Origin of the sequence: Pseudomonas sp. R3.Fl, from assembly GCF_023516765.1 — a bacterium.
Lineage (GTDB): Bacteria > Pseudomonadota > Gammaproteobacteria > Pseudomonadales > Pseudomonadaceae > Pseudomonas > Pseudomonas citronellolis.
In genome coordinates this window covers 677,215-695,314 of record NZ_JAMGSO010000001.1, presented here as the reverse complement: position 1 = coordinate 695,314, position 18,100 = coordinate 677,215, and the positions used below count along the sequence as shown (strand labels likewise).

The 18,100-nt window shown below is 67.5% G+C and carries 15 protein-coding genes; 5 read left to right on the top strand and 10 right to left on the bottom strand.

Features of this window, described 5'->3' with window-relative positions:
• Positions 1-4: 4 nt before the first annotated feature.
• The 6 genes from ccoO (M8R19_RS02850) to ccoN (M8R19_RS02825) form a co-directional block, all read right to left on the bottom strand.
• On the bottom strand, positions 5-613 hold the full coding sequence (ccoO, locus tag M8R19_RS02850; RefSeq protein WP_249916949.1) for a cytochrome-c oxidase, cbb3-type subunit II: 609 nt from the start codon (positions 611-613) through the stop codon (positions 5-7).
• On the bottom strand, positions 613-2,055 hold the full coding sequence (gene ccoN, locus M8R19_RS02845; RefSeq protein ID WP_074981781.1) for a cytochrome-c oxidase, cbb3-type subunit I: 1,443 nt from the start codon (positions 2,053-2,055) through the stop codon (positions 613-615). The genes ccoO (M8R19_RS02850) and ccoN (M8R19_RS02845) overlap by 1 nt, the downstream gene beginning before the upstream one ends.
• Positions 2,056-2,387: 332 nt before the next feature.
• Positions 2,388-3,317 (bottom strand): cytochrome-c oxidase, cbb3-type subunit III, encoded by a 930-nt coding sequence (gene ccoP, locus M8R19_RS02840; protein ID WP_074981783.1) that lies wholly within the window; start codon positions 3,315-3,317, stop codon positions 2,388-2,390.
• Positions 3,314-3,505, bottom strand: coding sequence for a CcoQ/FixQ family Cbb3-type cytochrome c oxidase assembly chaperone (locus M8R19_RS02835; RefSeq protein WP_024128706.1), 192 nt, complete (start codon positions 3,503-3,505; stop codon positions 3,314-3,316). The genes ccoP and M8R19_RS02835 overlap by 4 nt, the downstream gene beginning before the upstream one ends.
• Positions 3,506-3,510: 5 nt before the next feature.
• Entirely contained in the window at positions 3,511-4,119 is a 609-nt protein-coding gene (ccoO, locus tag M8R19_RS02830) for a cytochrome-c oxidase, cbb3-type subunit II (RefSeq protein WP_009622815.1), read from the bottom strand.
• On the bottom strand, positions 4,119-5,561 hold the full coding sequence (gene ccoN, locus M8R19_RS02825) for a cytochrome-c oxidase, cbb3-type subunit I (protein ID WP_249916948.1): 1,443 nt from the start codon (positions 5,559-5,561) through the stop codon (positions 4,119-4,121). The genes ccoO (M8R19_RS02830) and ccoN (M8R19_RS02825) overlap by 1 nt, the downstream gene beginning before the upstream one ends.
• A gap of 115 nt (positions 5,562-5,676) precedes the next feature.
• Here ccoN (M8R19_RS02825) and M8R19_RS02820 point away from each other — a divergent pair, with 115 nt between their 5' ends.
• Positions 5,677-6,381 (top strand): alpha/beta family hydrolase, encoded by a 705-nt coding sequence (locus M8R19_RS02820; RefSeq protein WP_349654696.1) that lies wholly within the window; start codon positions 5,677-5,679, stop codon positions 6,379-6,381.
• 469 nt (positions 6,382-6,850) lie between these two features.
• On the opposite strand, the gene M8R19_RS02815 is transcribed toward M8R19_RS02820, so the two are convergent.
• Both M8R19_RS02815 and acnA read right to left on the bottom strand, forming a co-directional pair.
• Positions 6,851-8,416: a methyl-accepting chemotaxis protein gene (locus M8R19_RS02815; RefSeq protein ID WP_074981790.1), complete on the bottom strand. Its 1,566-nt coding sequence runs from the start codon at positions 8,414-8,416 to the stop codon at positions 6,851-6,853.
• Positions 8,417-8,879: 463 nt separating this feature from the next.
• Complete coding sequence (gene acnA, locus M8R19_RS02810) at positions 8,880-11,612, bottom strand: aconitate hydratase AcnA (protein WP_249916946.1); 2,733 nt, start codon at positions 11,610-11,612, stop codon at positions 8,880-8,882.
• A 351-nt stretch (positions 11,613-11,963) separates the two neighbouring features.
• On the opposite strand from acnA, the gene rlmM reads away from it, so the two are divergent.
• Entirely contained in the window at positions 11,964-13,016 is a 1,053-nt protein-coding gene (gene rlmM, locus M8R19_RS02805; RefSeq protein WP_249916945.1) for a 23S rRNA (cytidine(2498)-2'-O)-methyltransferase RlmM, read from the top strand.
• Between the two features lie 86 nt (positions 13,017-13,102).
• A complete protein-coding gene (locus tag M8R19_RS02800) occupies positions 13,103-13,981 on the top strand; it encodes a MaoC family dehydratase (RefSeq protein ID WP_043313255.1) in 879 nt (292 codons plus the stop codon).
• A gap of 1 nt (position 13,982) precedes the next feature.
• On the opposite strand, the gene M8R19_RS02795 is transcribed toward M8R19_RS02800, so the two are convergent.
• The gene (locus tag M8R19_RS02795; RefSeq protein ID WP_249916944.1) at positions 13,983-15,542 is read right to left on the bottom strand and encodes an alpha/beta fold hydrolase; all 1,560 of its coding nucleotides are present in this window, start codon (positions 15,540-15,542) and stop codon (positions 13,983-13,985) included.
• Positions 15,543-15,699: 157 nt separating this feature from the next.
• On the opposite strand from M8R19_RS02795, the gene tusA reads away from it, so the two are divergent.
• On the top strand, positions 15,700-15,939 hold the full coding sequence (gene tusA, locus M8R19_RS02790) for a sulfurtransferase TusA (protein ID WP_009622807.1): 240 nt from the start codon (positions 15,700-15,702) through the stop codon (positions 15,937-15,939).
• A gap of 279 nt (positions 15,940-16,218) precedes the next feature.
• Complete coding sequence (locus tag M8R19_RS02785) at positions 16,219-17,082, top strand: LysR family transcriptional regulator (RefSeq protein ID WP_249916943.1); 864 nt, start codon at positions 16,219-16,221, stop codon at positions 17,080-17,082.
• Positions 17,083-17,444: 362 nt separating this feature from the next.
• On the opposite strand, the gene M8R19_RS02780 is transcribed toward M8R19_RS02785, so the two are convergent.
• Positions 17,445-18,014 carry a DUF4865 family protein gene (locus tag M8R19_RS02780; RefSeq protein ID WP_074981799.1) on the bottom strand — a complete coding sequence of 190 codons (570 nt, stop codon included), beginning with the start codon at positions 18,012-18,014 and terminating at the stop codon, positions 17,445-17,447.
• Positions 18,015-18,100: the final 86 nt, after the last annotated feature.

The following is an 18,100-nucleotide window of genomic DNA, read 5'->3' as shown; positions in this document are numbered from 1 at the left end:
GCTGTCACCGTTTGCTCTTGATGATGGTGCCCAGGCCCTGCAGGTAGGCCACCAGGGCGTCCATCTCGGTCTTGCCCTTGACGGCATCGCGAGCGCCGGCGATGTCTTCGTCGGTGTAGGGCACGCCGAGGGTGCGCATGGCCTTGAGCTTGCCTTCGATGTCCTTGCCGTCGAGCTTGTTCTCGACCAGCCAGGGGTAGGCGGGCATCTTCGATTCGGGCACCACGTTGCGCGGGTTGTACAGGTGCGCGCGGTGCCAGTCGTCGGAGTAGCGGCCGCCGACGCGGGCCAGGTCCGGACCGGTACGCTTGGAGCCCCACAGGAAGGGGTGATCCCAGACGCTCTCGCCGGCGACGGAGTAGTGGCCGTAGCGCTCGGTCTCGGCGCGGAACGGGCGGATCATCTGCGAGTGGCAGCCGACGCAGCCTTCGCGGATATAGATGTCACGGCCTTCGAGCTCCAGCGCGGTGCGAGGCTTCATGCCTTCCACCGGCTTGTTGGTCACGTCCTGGAAGAACAGCGGGACGATCTGCGTCAGGCCGCCGATGCTCACGGCGATGACCATGAAGAAGGCCAGCAGGCCGATGTTCTTCTCGACTGCTTCGTGCTTCATCAATGAGCTCCTACGGCGGGAATGCGGGCAGCGGCATCGACTTCAGCAGCGTTGTAGCCACGCACGGTACGGAAGGTGTTGTAGGCCATCAGCAGCATGCCGAAGGCGAAGAAGAAGCCGCCCAGCGCACGGACCATGAAGCCCGGGTGGCTGGCCTGCAGCGCTTCCACGAAGGAGTAGGTGAGGGTGCCGTCGGTGTTCACCGCGCGCCACATCAGGCCCTGGGTGATGCCGTTGACCCACATCGAGGCGATGTAGAGCACGGTGCCGATGGTGGCGAGCCAGAAGTGCGCGTTGATCAGGCCGGTGCTGTGCATCTGCTCGCGGCCGAACACTTTCGGGATCATGTGGTACAGCGAGCCGATGGAGATCATCGCCACCCAGCCGAGGGCGCCGGCGTGCACGTGGCCGATGGTCCAGTCGGTGTAGTGGGACAGCGAGTTCACCGTCTTGATGGCCATCATCGGGCCTTCGAAGGTGGACATGCCGTAGAAGGCGAGGGACACCACCAGGAAGCGCAGGATCGGGTCGGTGCGCAGCTTATGCCAGGCGCCGGAGAGGGTCATCATGCCGTTGATCATGCCGCCCCAGCTCGGGGCCAGGAGGATCAGCGACATCACCATGCCCAGGGACTGCGCCCAGTCCGGCAGCGCGGTGTAGTGCAGGTGGTGCGGACCGGCCCAGATGTACAGGGTGATCAGCGCCCAGAAGTGGACGATGGACAGGCGGTAGGAGTAGACCGGGCGCTCGGCCTGCTTGGGCACGAAGTAGTACATCATGCCGAGGAAGCCGGTGGTCAGGAAGAAGCCCACGGCGTTGTGGCCGTACCACCACTGGACCATGGCGTCGGTGGCGCCGGCGTAGATGGAGTAGGACTTGAACCAGCCGACCGGGATCTCCAGGTTGTTGACGATGTGCAGCATCGCGGTCACCAGGATGAAGCCGCCGTAGAACCAGTTGCCCACGTAGATGTGCTTGGTCTGGCGCTTGACGATGGTGCCGAAGAACACCACGGCGTAGGTGACCCAGACGATGGCGATCAGGATGTCGATCGGCCATTCCAGCTCGGCGTACTCCTTGGAGGAGGTGTAGCCCAGCGGCAGGGTGATGCCGGCCAGCACGATCACTGCCTGCCAGCCCCAGAAGGTGAAGGCGGCGAGGCTATCGGAGATCAGGCGGGTCTGGCAGGTGCGTTGCACCACGTAGTAGGAGGTTGCGAACAGAGCACAGCCGCCGAAGGCGAAGATCACCAGGTTGGTGTGCAACGGGCGAAGTCGCCCGAAACTCGTCCACGGCAGGCCGAAGTTCAACTCGGGCCATACCAACTGTGAGGCGATGAAAACCCCCATCCCCATTCCTAGTATCCCCCAGACCACCGTCATGATGGCGAACTGGCGGATTACCTTATAGTTATAAGCAGTCGGACTGATTGCTGTGCTCATTCTAAGGTTCCACGGTTTTTTTGCTATTTAGGGACAAAAAACGGCGGCAAGTATGTAGAAAGCCACTAGGCAATGCAACGCGCCGGAATAAGCCCCGGAGCCGCTGCGCATGCTGCTTTGAAGGCATTTCTGCCAATGTTTTTCTGGCTTTCTACCGGCGTGGAAACCCTGATAAGCGTAGGGATTCCCCCAATTACTGCCGACTCACGGATGGAATGAGCTTAGTCTTGATCTAGAGCAGTGTGAAGGAATGGCGCGCGCGAGGTGCGACACTTGGTCGCGTAACTGCGCGGAAGTTGCTCGCGCCCGGGCGGGCGCGAGCGGAGGGTGGATCAGTTGGCGTTTTCCGGACGGGAAATGTTGTAGATGTAGGCGGCCAGGACGTGGACCTTGTCCTTGCCCAGGTAGGCTTCCTGCGCCGGCATCTGGCCCTGGCGGCCATGGCGGATGGTCTGCTGCAGCTGGGCGAAGCCCGAGCCGTAGATGAACGCACCCGGATGGGTCAGGTCCGGCGCGCCCAGGGCGGCGGTGCCCTTGCCTTCCGGGCCGTGGCAGGCGACGCAGGTGGTGGCGAAGAGTTTCTCGCCATTGGCCACCTGGGCATCGGTCACGCCTTCGGGCAGCTTGCGGCCGTCCAGCTTGGTGGTGACGAACGCGGCCACGTCATGCACGCCCTGGTCGCCCAGCACCTCGCCCCAGGCCGGCATCACCGCGTGGCGGCCGCCGAGGATGGTGGTCTGGATGGTTTGCGCGTCGCCGCCCCAGCGCCAGTCCTGGTCGGTCAGGTTGGGGAAGCCCATGGCGCCCTTGGCGTCGGAGCCGTGGCAGATCGAGCAGTAGGTGGCGAACAGGCGTTCGCCGGTCTTCATGGCCTGCGCGTCCTTGGCCACGTCTTCGACGGACATGGCCGAGTACTTGGCGAAGATCGGCGCGTATTTCTCGTCGGCCAGGGCCTGCTCGCGTTCCAGCTGCTTGACCTGGGTCCAGCCGCCGTCGTAGCCGGGCAGCACGCCTTTCCAGTTGCCCAGGCCCGGGTACAGGGCCAGGTAGCCGACGGCGAAGACGATGGTGCCCACGAACAGCAGGAACCACCAGCGCGGCAGCGGGTTGTCGTATTCCTCGATACCGTCGAAGGAGTGCCCCATGGTCTGGTCGGTGGCGCCCTTGGTCTCGCCGCTGCGGGTGGCGAAGACCAGCCATAGCAGGGCGATCAGCGATCCGACGGTCAGTACGGTGATGTACAGACTCCAGAAGGTAGTCATGCTTTGTTGCTCCCAGAAGCTTGTTCATGCTCGGCGTGGCGCAGAGCCTGCGGATCGTCGGCGAAGGGCAGCAGGGCGTCGGCGTCGAAGCGTTGCTTGCGCTTGCCGCTGTAGGCCCAGAGGGTGACGCCGATGAAGGCGAGCATCACCACGACGGTGCCGAGGCCGCGGATGGTTCCGATGTCCATGGCCATCACCGCTTGTTCTTGATCGCTGTGCCCAGGCCTTGCAGGTAGGCCACCACGGCGTCCATCTCGGTCTTGCCCTGGACGCTCTCGCGGGCGCCGGCGATGTCCTCGTCGGTGTAGGGCACGCCGAGGGTGCGCATGGCCTTGAGCTTGCCTTCGATGTCCTTGCCGTCGAGCTTGTTCTCGACCAGCCAGGGGTAGGCCGGCATCTTCGACTCCGGCACCACGTTGCGCGGGTTGTACAGGTGCGCGCGGTGCCAGTCGTCGGAGTAGCGGCCGCCGACGCGGGCCAGGTCCGGACCGGTACGCTTGGAGCCCCACAGGAAGGGGTGGTCCCAGACGCTCTCGCCGGCCACGGAGTAGTGGCCGTAACGCTCGGTCTCGGCGCGGAACGGACGGATCATCTGCGAGTGGCAGCCGACGCAGCCCTCGCGGATGTAGATGTCGCGGCCTTCCAGCTGCAGGGCGGTGTAGGGCTTCATGCCTTCCACCGGGGTGTTGGTCACGTCCTGGAAGAACAGCGGGACGATCTGCGTCAGGCCGCCGATGCTCACGGCCACGGCCATGCACAGGGCCAGCAGGCCGACGTTCTTCTCGAGTACTTCGTGTTTCATCAGTGGGCTCCTGCGACGGCGGGAATCTGGGCGGCCGCTTCAGCTTCCTCGGCTTTGGAGGAGGCGATGGTGCGCCAGGTGTTGTAGGCCATGATCAGCATGCCGCTGAGGAACACGGCGCCGCCGATCATGCGCACCACGTAGCCCGGGTGGCCGGCGGCGAGCGCTTCGACGAAGGAGTAGGTGAGGGTGCCGTCGGCGTTGACCGCACGCCACATCAGGCCCTGGGTGATGCCGTTGACCCACATGGAGGCGATGTAGAGCACGGTGCCGATGGTGGCCAGCCAGAAGTGCGTGTTGATCAGGCCCACGCTGTGCATCTGCTCGCGGCCGAACACTTTCGGGATCATGTGGTACAGCGAGCCGATGGAGACCATGGCGACCCAGCCGAGGGCGCCGGCATGCACGTGGCCGATGGTCCAGTCGGTGTAGTGGGAGAGGGCGTTGACGGTCTTGATGGCCATCATCGGGCCTTCGAAGGTGGACATGCCGTAGAAGGCCAGGGACACCACCAGGAAGCGCAGGATGGGGTCGCTGCGTAGCTTATGCCAGGCCCCGGAGAGGGTCATCATGCCGTTGATCATGCCGCCCCAGGAGGGCGCCAGGAGGATCAGCGACATCACCATGCCGAGGGACTGCGCCCAGTCCGGCAGGGCGGTGTAGTGCAGGTGGTGCGGGCCGGCCCAGATGTACACGGCGATCAGTGCCCAGAAGTGCACGATCGACAGGCGATAGGAGTACACCGGACGCTCGGCCTGCTTGGGCACGAAGTAGTACATCATCCCCAGGAAGCCGGCGGTGAGGAAGAAGCCCACGGCGTTGTGGCCGTACCACCACTGGACCATGGCGTCGGTGGCGCCGGAGTAGATGGAGTACGACTTCATGAAGCTGACCGGCAGCTCCAGGTTGTTGACCACGTGCAGCAGCGCCACGGTCAGGATGAAGCCGCCGAAGAACCAGTTGCCCACATAGATGTGCTTGGTCTTGCGCTTCACCAGGGTGCCGAAGAACACCACGGCGTAGGCGACCCAGACGATGGTGATGAGGATGTCGATCGGCCATTCCAGCTCGGCGTACTCCTTGGAGGAGGTGTAGCCCAGCGGCAGGCTGATGGCGGCCAGCAGGATCACCAGCTGCCAGCCCCAGAAGGTGAAGGAGGCCAGGGTGTCGGAGAACAGGCGTACCTGGCAGGTACGCTGCACCGCGTAGTAGCTGGTGGCGAACAGGGCGCAGCCACCGAAGGCGAAGATCACGGCATTGGTGTGCAGCGGGCGCAGGCGTCCGAAGCTCGTCCACGGCAAGCCGAGGTTGAGTTCCGGCCACACCAGCTGGGCGGCGATGACGACGCCGACCAGCATGCCGACGATTCCCCAGATCACCGTCATCACGGCGAACTGGCGGACCACCTTGTAGTTATAAGCGGTCTGATTGGTTGTGCTCATGGTATATGGGCTTCCATCCACGGTTATGGGCTAGCCCATCCCGGCGGGTTCCTTACGGCGAACGCCGCCCCTCCCCCAGGGACAGGTACTAATTACGCAACTAGCGGAGCGAAGAATGGATAAACCCCGGAAACCGAATATTGATTTTGATCAATCGCCCTCGGCGGCCGGCCCGGCGGGGGAGTGTGGCGCTTTGTCGCTGCTGTGGAACCGGCCGGTCGGCACGGTGTCGGCAACCCTCGTCCTGGCCCATGGCGCCGGCGCACCCATGGACAGCCCGTTCATGGACGAAATAGCCCGGAGCCTGGCCGCCCGGGGCGTGGCTGTGGCGCGTTTCGAGTTCCCCTACATGGCCGCCCGCCGCGAGGACGGCCGCCGGCGCCCGCCGAACCCGCAGAAGCAGCTGCTGGAGTGCTGGCGCCAGGTGTTCGAGCAGGTGCGTGGGCAGGTGCAGGGCACGCTGGCCATCGGCGGCAAGTCCATGGGCGGGCGCATGGCCAGCCTGCTGGCCGACGAACTGGGCGCCGACGCCCTGGTGTGCCTGGGCTACCCCTTCTACGCCGTAGGCAAGCCGGAGAAGCCGCGGGTGGCCCACCTGGCCGAACTGCGCACGCCGACGCTGATCGTCCAGGGCGAACGCGACGCCCTGGGCGGCCGGGCGCATGTGGCGGGATACGTGCTGTCGCCGGCGATCCGCGTCGAGTGGCTGGCGGCGGCGGACCATGACCTGAAGCCGCTGAAGGCGTCAGGTCTGACTCATGAGCAGCATCTGGAGAGCGCGGCGGAGGTGGTGGCGGGGTTTCTGGAGGGGCTTTCGTAGGGGCGAGCTTGCTTGCGAATGGCGTTCTGCCGGTGGTTTCGGTACCCGGCTTGACCGCGCGCCCTCTCCCTAACCCTCTCCCTGAAGGGAGAGGGGACCGTTGGGCAGATGCTGATGTTTCGGCGTTAGCCGGCTAGCACAGAAATTACCGGCTGAAACCATTCCTCCTCTTGGCACGGACAAGCCCCCTCTCCCTTCAGGGAGAGGGCTGGGGAGAGGGTTACGGACTTCAGCGTAGCTCCGAAGCTGAACCAGGCGACGCTCTGTTCGCGAGCAAGCTCGCTCCTTCCATGGAGCGTAGGGCGAATAACCGTTCGCGGTTATCCGCCGCCTGACCTTGGCATCCAAACACTGCGGACTTGAACCCGAAGCACCTGCTTGAGGGCGCTCCGCTCCCGGCCACGGAGCCGGATAGATGAGGGGTGTATCGGCGTACAACCGCGAACGGTTGTACGCCCTACGCCAACACTCAGCGGTTGAACCGCTCCACCAGCGAATACTGGCTCTGCGCCGTCCCCGTCAGCTCCTCGCTCAGCAGCGCGGTGCGCTGGGCCTCGTCGGAGGTCTGGTCGGCCAGTTGAGCGATGGTGGCGATGTTGCGGTTGATCTCCTCGGCCACCGCGCTCTGTTCCTCGGCCGCCGCGGCGATCTGGTTGGCCATGTCGGCGATGTTGGCTACCGAGTCGCTGATGCCCGACAGCGCCTGGTCGGCCAGCAGCACCCGCTCCACGCCTTCGTCGGCCTGGCGGCGGCCGACTTCCATGGCGCTCACCGCGCCCTCGGCGGTTTGCTGCAGCTTGGCGATCAGGCCGTGGATCTGCTCGGTGGATTCGGCGGTGCGCTGGGCCAGCGAGCGCACCTCGTCGGCCACCACGGCGAAGCCGCGGCCCATCTCGCCGGCGCGGGCCGCTTCGATGGCGGCGTTGAGCGCCAGCAGGTTGGTCTGGTCGGCGATGCCCTTGATCACGTCGACCACGCCGCCGATCTCGTTGCTGTCCTGGGCCAGTTGGCTCACCGCCAGGCCCGTCTCGCCCACCGAGGCGGACAGGCGCTGGATGGCCTCGCGGGTCTCGCTGGCCACGCTGCGGCCGCGGCGCGTCAGCTCGTTGGCCTGGCGCGTGGCGTCGGCGGTGCGCTGCACGTTGTTCGCCACTTCCTGGGTGGTGGCGGCCATCTGGTTGACCGCGGTGGCCACCTGCTCGGTCTCCACGCGCTGGCGTTCCAGGCCGGAGGAGCTGTGGTGGGCCAGGGTATCGGCCTGGCGGGCCTGGGCGGTGAGCTGCTCGGCGGTGTCCTGCAGGCGCGTCAGGCAGGTCTTCAGGCGCGCTTCCTGGCTGAGGATGGACATTTCCAGGCGCGCCTGGGCGCCGCGGCTGTCGGTGTACATCTGGGCGATCAGCGGGTCCGAGGTAGTCTGCTCGGCCAGGCGCAGCAGGCGCTTGAGGCCGCGCTGCTGCCAGCCCAGGCCGGCCAGGCCGAGGGGGACGGCGAGCAGGGCGGCGAGGGCGAAGCCCCAGTGCGAGTCGAGCCAGACGCCGATGAGGAAGGCCACCTGGCTGATCAGGATGAACGGCAGCCAGTCCAGCAGCACCGGCAGCCACAGGTCGCGGCGCGGGATCGCCGGCTTGCCGGTGTTGATCCGCTGGTACAGGGCCTGGGCGCGCTCCACCTGCTCGGCGGTGGGGCGCACGCGCACCGACTCGTAGCCGACGATCTCGTCGCGCTCGAAGATGGGCGTGACGTAGGCGCTGACCCAGTAGTGGTCGCCGTTCTTGCAGCGGTTCTTGACGATGCCCATCCACGGCTTGCCGTTCTTCAGCGTGGCCCACATGTGGGCGAACACCGCGGGCGGCACGTCCGGATGGCGCACCAGGTTGTGCGGCGAGCCCACCAGCTCGTCCCGCGCGAAGCCGCTGATGTCGATGAAGGCATCGTTGGCATAGGTGATCACGCCACGGCTGTTGGTGGTGGAGATCAGGCGTTGTTCCGCCGGGTAGGTGCGTTCACGCTGGGTGATGGGCTGGTTGTTGCGCATTCAGGGCAAGGTCCACGAAGAAGGCAATGTGACGGTTTTGTTATCGGCCGGAATCAACGGAAGTTGAAGCCTTGTTCGATATTTGGCGTGGGAATATTGGCAGTGGACGATATCAAAATGCTACTTGTCACATAGTCGTAAGAGATTTTCCTATGAGCTCATAGGTTTTGTCCGTCGGACCTGGCCCGAATGAAAGGCGCGGGCACGGCTTCTCGTAGGAGCGAGCTTGCTCGCGAACAGACTCCTCTGCGGGGCTCATTCGCGAGCAAGCTCGCTCCTACAAGGGGAGTATGGTGCGAAAGGGGAAACCGTAGGAGCGGGCCCTGCCCGCGAATCGCGCGCAGGGCGCGCTCCTACAAACACCGCGCTCCGTAGGATGGGTTGAGCGAAGCGATACCCATCACTGCAACCGCATGGGTTTCGCAAGCTCAACCCATCCTACGAAAGCGTCCTCGCGCAGCCCTCAGATCAAACTACGCAGCACGTAGTGCAGGATCCCCCCGGCCTTGAAGTACTCCACCTCGTTGAGGGTATCGATGCGGCACAGCACCTCGAAGCTGTCCTGCTTGCCGTCCTCGCGGGTGACTTCCACCTTCAGCGTCATGTGCGGCTTCAGCTCGCCGTCCAGGCCGCGGATGTTCAGCACTTCCTTGCCGGTGAGATTCAGCGCCTTGCGGTCCTGGCCGCCGGTGAACTGCAGCGGCAGCACGCCCATGCCCACCAGGTTGGAGCGGTGGATGCGCTCGAAACTCTCGGCGATCACCGCCTTCACCCCCAGCAGGTTGGTGCCCTTGGCCGCCCAGTCGCGGGACGAGCCGGTGCCGTACTCCTTGCCGGCGATGATCAGCAGCGGCGTGCCCTCGGCCTGGTAGCGCATGGCCGCGTCGTAGATCGCCAGCTTCTCGCCGCTGGGCACGTGCAGGGTGTTGCCGCCTTCCTCGCCGCCGAGCATCTCGTTCTTGATGCGGATGTTGGCGAAGGTGCCGCGCATCATCACCTCGTGGTTGCCACGCCGCGAGCCGTAGGAGTTGAAGTCGGCGTAGGCCACGCCGTGCTCGCTGAGGTAGCGCCCGGCGGGGCTGTCCTTCTTGATGTTGCCGGCGGGGGAGATGTGGTCGGTGGTCACCGAGTCGCCCAGCACCGCCAGCACCCGGGCCTTGTCGATGTCGGCGACCTTCGGCGGGGCGTCGGCGATGTGCTCGAAGAACGGCGGGTGCTGGATGTAGGTGGAGTCGGCCTGCCAGGTGTAGGTCTGTGCCTGCGGTACCTGGATGGCGCGCCACTTCTCGTCGCCCTGGAACACTTCGGCGTACTCCTTGTGGAACATCGCCGTGTCCACCTTCTGGATGGCCTCGGCGATTTCCTGCTGGCTCGGCCAGATGTCCTTCAGGTACACCGGCTGGCCGTCCTTGCCGGTGCCGAGAGCGTCCTTCGACAGGTCCAGGCGCACGCTGCCGGCCAGGGCGTAGGCGACCACCAGGGGCGGGGAGGCCAGCCAGTTGGTCTTCACCAGCGGGTGCACGCGGCCCTCGAAGTTGCGGTTGCCGGAGAGCACCGAGGCCACCGTCAGGTCGGCCTGCTGGATGGCCTTCTCGATGGGCTCCAGCAGCGGCCCGGAGTTGCCGATGCAGGTGGTGCAGCCGTAGCCCACCAGGTCGAAGCCCAGTTCGTCCAGGTACTTCGTCAGGCCGGTGGCCCTGAAGTAGTCGGTGACCACCTTGGAGCCGGGCGCCAGCGAACTCTTCACCCAGGGCTTGCGCTGCAGGCCCTTTTCCAGCGCCTTCTTGGCCAGCAGCCCGGCGGCCATCATCACGCTGGGGTTGGAGGTGTTGGTGCAGGAAGTGATGGCGGCGATGACCACGGCGCCGTCCTGCAGGTTGTGGGTCTTGCCTTCGTGCTGGTAGTCGACGCCCTGGCTCTCGGCGCTGCCCACCGCGGCGCCGCCACCGCCCTCATTGAGCAGGTTGGCGATTTCCGGGCTGCGCGCGGCCTTGGGCTGCAGCGCGAGGAAGTCGGCGAAGGCCTTGCCCACCTGGCCCAGCGGCACACGGTCCTGCGGGCGCTTGGGCCCGGCCAGGCTGGCCTCGACCTCGCCCATGTCCAGTTGCAGGGCGTCGGTGAACACCGGCTCGTGGCCCTTTTCGCGCCACAGGCCTTGGGCCTTGCAGTAGGCCTCCACCAGCTGGACCGTCTCTTCCGGGCGGCCGGACAGGCGCAGGTAGCCCAGGGTGATCTCGTCCACCGGGAAGAAGCCGCAGGTGGCGCCGTATTCCGGGGCCATGTTGGCGATGGTGGCGCGGTCGGCCAGGGGCAGGTCGGCCAGGCCGTCGCCGTAGAACTCGACGAACTTCCCGACCACGCCCTTCTGCCGCAGCATCTGGGTGACGGTGAGCACCAGGTCGGTGGCGGTGATGCCTTCCCTGAGCTTGCCGGTGAGCTTGAAGCCGACCACTTCGGGGATCAGCATCGACACCGGCTGGCCGAGCATCGCCGCCTCGGCCTCGATGCCGCCGACGCCCCAGCCGAGCACGCCCAGGCCGTTGATCATGGTGGTGTGCGAGTCGGTGCCGACCAGAGTGTCGGGGAAGGCGTAGGTGCGCCCGTCCTCGTCCCTGGTCCACACGGTGCGGCCCAGGTATTCCAGGTTGACCTGGTGGCAGATGCCGGTGCCCGGCGGCACCACGCGGAAGTTGTCGAAGGCGTTCTGGCCCCAGCGCAGGAAGGCGTAGCGTTCGCCGTTGCGCTGCATCTCGATCTCGACGTTCTCGGCGAAGGCGGCGTGGCTGGCGTAGCGGTCGACCATCACCGAGTGGTCGATGACCAGGTCCACCGGCGACAGCGGGTTGATCTTCTGCGGATCGCCGCCGGCCTTGGCCATGGCGTCGCGCATGGCGGCCAGGTCGACCACCGCCGGCACCCCGGTGAAGTCCTGCATCAGCACCCGCGCCGGGCGGTACTGGATCTCGCGGTCGGAACGGCGCTCCTTCAGCCAGCCGGCCAGGGCCCGCAGGTCGTCGGCGTTGACCGTGTGGTTGTCCTCCCAGCGCAGGAGGTTTTCCAAAAGCACCTTGAGCGACTTCGGCAGCTTGTCCAGGTCGCCGAGCTGCTTGGCGGCTTCCGGAAGGCTGTAGTAGTGGTAGGTCTTGCCGCCCACCTCCAGGGTGCGCAGGCTGTTCAGGCTGTCCACTGCGGGCATGACGTTCTCCTCAGGCTGGATTCTGCCGGTGATCGACGGCACAGCTCCGATACTGCTGGTCCGATACTGGTGGAAAGCCCGGGCGGATTTCCCGGCTTGGCACGAAAGGAACGCAGATTGGCAGTCATCTTCTGCATATCGGGCGGCATCCTGGCGACTTCCGGCATGCGCTCTCCGGGGCACGGCAAGCCCTGGATCGCGACTTCGGAACTCTCAAACTAGACCGCTGCGCGCGGTCCTGCCATGGGTTCTGGACCTTTTGCCGCACCCGGGGGTTCCCCTGGCGTGCGGCGAATCCGGGTGAAAGCCGGGCGCGCAGCGACTATAGTGCGCGGCCAAGGAGACACCCCGATGAACACCCTGCTACTGCATTGCCGCCCGGGCTTCGAGAACGAGGTCTGCGCGGAGATTTCCGACCTGGCCGCGGGCCTGGACGTGGCCGGCTACGCCCGCGCCAAGCCGGCCACCGCCTATGCCGAGTTCGTCTGCCAGGAGGCCGACGGCGCCGACCGGCTGATGCGCCACCTGCGCTTCGCCGAGCTGATCTTCCCGCGCCAGTGGGCCCGCGGCACCGGCTTCGTCCAGCTGCCCGAGCAGGACCGCATCGGCGCGCTGCTGGAGGAGCTGGGCCCGTACCCGCTGTGCGGCAGCCTGTGGCTGGAAGTCTTCGACAGCAACGACGGCAAGGAACTGTCGACCTTCTGCCGCAAGTTCGAGAAGCCCCTGCGCGCCGCCCTGGTCAAGGCCGGCAAGCTGCGCGAGGACCCGAGCCTGCCGCGCCTGCTGCTGACCTTCCGTTCCGGCCGCGAGGTCTTCGTCGGTCTCGCCGAGCCGCGCAACAGCGCCATGTGGCCGATGGGCATCCCGCGCCTGCGGTTCCCCCGCGAGGCGCCCAGCCGCTCCACCCTCAAGCTAGAAGAGGCCTGGCACCACTTCATCCCGCGCGGCGAATGGGACAAGCGCCTGGCGCCGAACATGCTCGCCGTCGACCTGGGCGCGGCGCCCGGCGGCTGGACCTGGCAACTGGTCAATCGCGAGATGCGGGTGATCGCCGTGGACAACGGGCCCATGGCCGAGAACCTGATCTACTCCGGCCTGGTGGACCACCAGCGCGCCGACGGCTATGTGTTCCGCCCGCGGCAGATGGTCGACTGGATGGTCTGCGACATCGTCGAGAAGCCGGCGCGCACCGGCTGGCTGATCGACACCTGGATCGGCGAGGGCCTGTGCCGCGAGGCGGTGGTCAACCTCAAGCTGCCGATGAAGCAGCGCTACGCCGAGGTGCGCAAGATCCTCGAACGCCTGCGCGAGAGCTTCCGCGAGCGCGGCCTGCGCGTGGCCATCGGCTGCAAGCAGCTGTACCACGACCGCGAGGAAGTCACGGTGCACCTGCGACGCCTGTAGGCGCCTGCGACCCGCGACCTTCGGCGACTTGCCGTTGCGCCGCGCAGCGACCATGCTGTGCGGCGCACCCCCTCCCGGAGCCGCTCGTGAAGCGAAAGTTGCCCTCGCTGCTGGGCAGTTACAGCCGCATGTTGTTGCCACGCCGTGGCCTGGGCCGCGGCGAGCGCCTGCCGAACCTGGCCATGGACAGCCGCAGCCTGCGCTTCGACGCCCGCCACCTGCGCGCCTACCGCCAGCACTTCGGCCTGGACCCGGCGCTGGGCGTGCCGCTGCTCTACCCGCAGGTGATCAGCCTGCCGCTGCACCTGCGCCTGCTCAGCCGCTCGCGCATGCCGCTGTCGATCCTCGGGCTGATCCACCTGCGCAGCCACATCCAGCGCTACCGCATGCTCGATGAGGACGCCCAACTGCAGCTGGACTGCCGCATCCTCACCAGCCGGCGCAGCCCGCTGGGGCTGGAGGTGGACGTGGCGACCGAGGTCTGGCACCACGACATGCTCTACTGGCAGTCGATCACCACCTACCTGCGCCGCGGCGACTTCCTCGACGACCACGCCGAGCCCGACGCGCTGCCCGAGCGCGCCCAGTGGCACACCCTCGACGTGCCCGCGCACCCCGGTGTGCAGTGGCGCGTGCCGAAGATCGCCGGCTGGCGCTACGCCGGCCTGAGCGGCGACTTCAACCCGCTGCACCTGTCGCGCCTGATGGCCTCGCGCTACGGCTTCGGCAAACCCTTCGCCCACGGCATGTGGAGCCTGGCGCGCAGCCTCACCGGCCGGCGCCTGGCCGAGCAGGTGCGCCTGGACGTGCACTTCAAGGCGCCGCTGCCGCTGGGCAGCCAGGTGCGCCAGAGCCACCGCCGCCTGGGCCACAAGGAACAGTGGGCGCTGCTGCCGGTGGACGGCGGCGACGAGCCGATGCTGCTGGCCCAGCTGGACGAGGCGCCCGCCGGGCCGCTGCGCTGATTCAGCGGCCGGCCGCCAGGCGCGGCTGCAGCGGCAGCAGGGCGGGCAGCTGCACTTCGCCCTGCAGGTCCACCGCGGCGAACTTCCAGGAACCGTTGAACAGGTACTGGCCGCTGAAACCGCTGACCAGCAGGCCGATCTCGTCCCCCGCCGCCAGGCTGGCGCTGACCGCGTTGAGCCGCGTGGCGCCCTGGTTGAGCAGCGGCTTGACCTGCTCGTCCAGCACCCGCGTGCGGCCGTCCGCGCCACGGATCGCCAGCGAGGCGAACAGCAGCGCCTGGTCGCCCGGGCCGAGCGGCCGGGCCAGGCGAATCTCCGCGCTGCCGAGCAGGGCGCTGGGTTCGACGACCTGCTGCAGCGGGATGAAGGTGCGGGGCTGCAAGAGGCCGCTGCTGACCGGGCGCACCGGCGTTGGCGGCAGGGCCACGACGGGGCCGGGTGCGGGCAGCTCGTCCAGCGCCAGGCCCTGGTCCAGGTCGAGGCTGACGCACAGCGACGGCACGCTGTCGGCGGCGCCGGGGCGTTGGCGCAGCTTCTCCTCGTACCAGGCGAGGATGCCCTGGTAGAGGTCGATGGCGCGCCCGCCGCAGTGGATCACCGGTTCGTTGTTGAACGGCGGCAGGCCGCTCCAGGCCTGCAGCGGCGGCGGCAGGATGTGCCCGCCCTGCATGCCCAGCAGGCGCACGTCGGCGCTGCCCTGGCGCAGGCACTGGCGGATCTGCAGGCCCTGGTCGAGGGGGAACAGGGTATCGCGCAGGCCCTGGATCAGCAGGGCGTCGGCGTGGGGCCGGCGGCCCTCGGCGCAGTAGCGCGCCAGGCTGTGGGCGGCCAGTTCGGCGCGCACCGGTTCGGCCATGCGCCCGCTGGCGCTGTGCAGGTAGTCGGCCTGGGCGAACTTGCCCAGGTCGTAGCCGGTGGCGATGCCCAGGCCCAGCAGCACGCCGCCCCAGCCCATCTTCAACTGGCCGCCCGGGGCCAGGGCGTCGCTCAGGTCGTACCAGGTGGCGATGGGCACTATGGCGTCGATGCGCGGGTCCTCGCTGGCCGCCAGTAGTTGCACGGCGCCGCCGTAGCTCTCGCCGAGCATGCCCACGCGCGGGTCGCCCGGGCCGTCCATGCGCAGCCGCGGCAGGTGCGCGGCGGCCCAGTCGATCACCGCGCTGGCGTCGCTCACCTCGAAGCGCGGGTCCATCATCTCGATGCGCCCGTCGCTGCCGCCCCAGCCGCGCTGGTCGTAGCTGAGCACCCAGTAGCCGGCCTTCCAGGCCTTGAGCGCGGCGCGGCCGGACATCATGTTCTTGCCGTAGAAACCCTCCGGCCCGGTCACCCGCCAGCCGCCCCAGCCGTGGGTGTGGACGATCAGCGGCGCCGTCTCGCCGGCCTTGAGCGCTGGCTGGAACACGGTGGCGGACAGCCGCGTGCCGTCGCGGGCGCTGATCACCGCGTCGTACCAGGTGGCGGGCAGGTCCTGGCCGGCGCTGGCGGAATAGTCGGGGAGGTTGTCGCGGGCGGCGCAGCCGGCGAGCAGCAAGGCGAGGCAGAGCAGGGCGGGCAGGCGCATGGGCGGGGACATCCGCTGTCGGGGAAGGCGCCGAGCTTAGCCCAGCGGGCCAGGCCACGGGCCCGACGAAAGATTGGCCCGCCGCCGTTCGCCCGCCAGGCGTGACCCTGCCCGCGCTTTGGGCGACAATGCGCCATTCGTTTTGCGGAGCCTTTCCATGTCCCAACCTGTCGACGCCATTCTCGACGCCACCGGCCTGAACTGCCCCGAACCGGTCATGATGCTGCACAACAAGGTGCGCGACCTGCCGGCCGGCGGCCTGCTCAAGGTCATCGCCACCGACCCCTCCACCCGCCGCGACATCCCCAAGTTCTGCATCTTCCTCGGCCACGAACTGGTGGAACAGCAGGAAGAGGCGGGCACCTACCTGTACTGGATCCGCAAGAAGCTCGATTGAGCTGTTGCCCGTCGCCGGGGGATGTTTTCTGGGCGTAGGGCGGATAACGCTCCGCGTTATCCGCCGTTTGGCCTTGGCCACACTCCGCTCGTTGCCGGGCACGGAGCCGCCCTCGAAGCCGCGCCGGGTTCAGCCATGGAGTGGCCGGCAAGGCAGGTGTAACGGCGGATAACCGCGAACGGTTATCCGCCCTACGTCGGCCACCACGAAACACTTCGCGCGCTTGACCTTTCCATGGCGAAAACGAATGCTGCCCGTTCTCCATCATTGGAAATGGACATGCCCGCCATGAAAGCCCTGGACATCGAGGCCGTGCAGGCCTTCGTGCTGGTCGCCGAGCTGAAGAGCTTCACCCGCGCCGCCGAGGCCCTGGCCAGCACCCAGTCGGCGGTGAGCCTGAAGATCAAGCGCCTGGAAGACCACCTCGGCCGCCGCCTGCTGGAGCGCACGCCGCGCCTGGTGCGCCTGTCCGCCGACGGCGGGGTGTTCCTGGAGGCGGCCCGCGGCCTGGTGGCGGCGCACCGCCAGGCGCTGGGCGCGTTCGCCGGCGGCCAACCCAGGCGGCTGGTGGTCGGCATCAGCCACCACATCGTCGGCGCCGAACTGCCGGGCCTGCTGCGCCAGCTCACCCGCGCCGAGCCGGGCCTGCTGCTGGAACTGCGGGTGGACAGCTCGCGGGAAACCCTGGAGCGCTTCGACCGTGGCGAACTGGATGTGGCCCTGGTGCTGCAACAGGGCCCGCCGCGTCAGGATGCGGAGGTGGTGCTGCAGGAACCCTTCGCCTGGATGGGCGCCGCCGACTTCCAGCCGTTGCCCGGCCAACCGCTGCCCCTGGCCACCCAGGCCGAGCCTTGCAGCGTGCGGCGCATGGCGGTGGACGCCCTGGACCAGGCCGGGGTGGCCTGGCGCGAGGTGTTCGTCGGTGGTGGGTTGATGACCATTGGCGCGGCAGTCAGCGCCGGGATAGCCGTGGCGGCCCTGGGCCGCCGGGTGGCGCCGGCGGGCTGCGAGGACGTGGGGGCGCGGCTGGGGCTGCCGGCGTTGCCGGGGCGGGATGTGCTGCTGTTCTCCCACCCGCGGGATGCGCAGGCGCGGGGGATGTTGCGGACGTTGGTGGCGGCGGTGCGGAGTACGGTGGGGTAGGGAGCCGATCATGGACGGACTCCTGCACCTTCCAGCAAATATGACACCCCGTAGGATGGGTTGAGCGAAGCGATACCCATCACCACGACCGCATGGGTTTCGCCAAGGCTCAACCCATCCTACGAAAAGCACCTCGGCGCAAGACAGGTGCTCCTCCACCTCCAGGGAAGCACGGGTGTAGGAGCGGACTCCGTCCGCGATGGGCTCATCGATCGCACCGGATTGTCAGGGTTGTAGAGTCCTCCCTCACCCCACCAGCACCCGTGCCACCCGCGCCACGCCCCAGGCCATGCCCAGCACCATGAAGGCGCCGAAGGCCAGCCCTGCCAGCTGTGCCGCCAGTTCCCGTTTCTGCCTGTCGTTCATGGCAGTCGCTCCAGCCCTGGCCGTGCCAGGTACAGGATTTCGTAGCCGACGCTGTCCGCACGCAGCTCCAGCGCCCCGGCGCTCACGCTGAAGCGCAGCAGCTTCCAGCGTTGCAGGTCGGCCACTACCCAGACCGCCAGCACATCCTCCCGGCCCAGCAGCGCCTCGCCGGCGGCCAGGGCGCCGTCGCGCAGGGCGGCGGCGCCTCTATCTGGCAAGGGTAGTTCTTCGCGGTACAGCGCGCGGGCCGGGCGATCGAAGGCCGGGCCGCGGCGGGCGTCCAGGGGCAGCCAGGTTTCCACCGCCGGCCTGCCGAAGGCGTCGATCACCCCCTGAAAGGCTTCGCCGGCCAGGAAGGCCGCGGCGGCGGCCGGTTCGTGCCAGAGGTAGACCGAGGCGTAGAGGTGGCCTTCGGCGCCGTGGCGGCCCTTTTCCTGGAGGACGAAGGCCTTGCACGCCAGGCCCGGCCAGGCGTCCCACTGCGGGCCCTTGGCGGCGGCGCGTTGGCGGATGGCGTCGAGATCGTGCTGCGCCGGCAGGCGGTGGCTGTATTGCATGGCGAACATGGCGGGCTCCTTTTCAGCATGGGCTGGAAGAAGTCTGCGCGGCCGCTTTCATGCGAAACAGGTATGGATGATTGTTTCAGTGATTC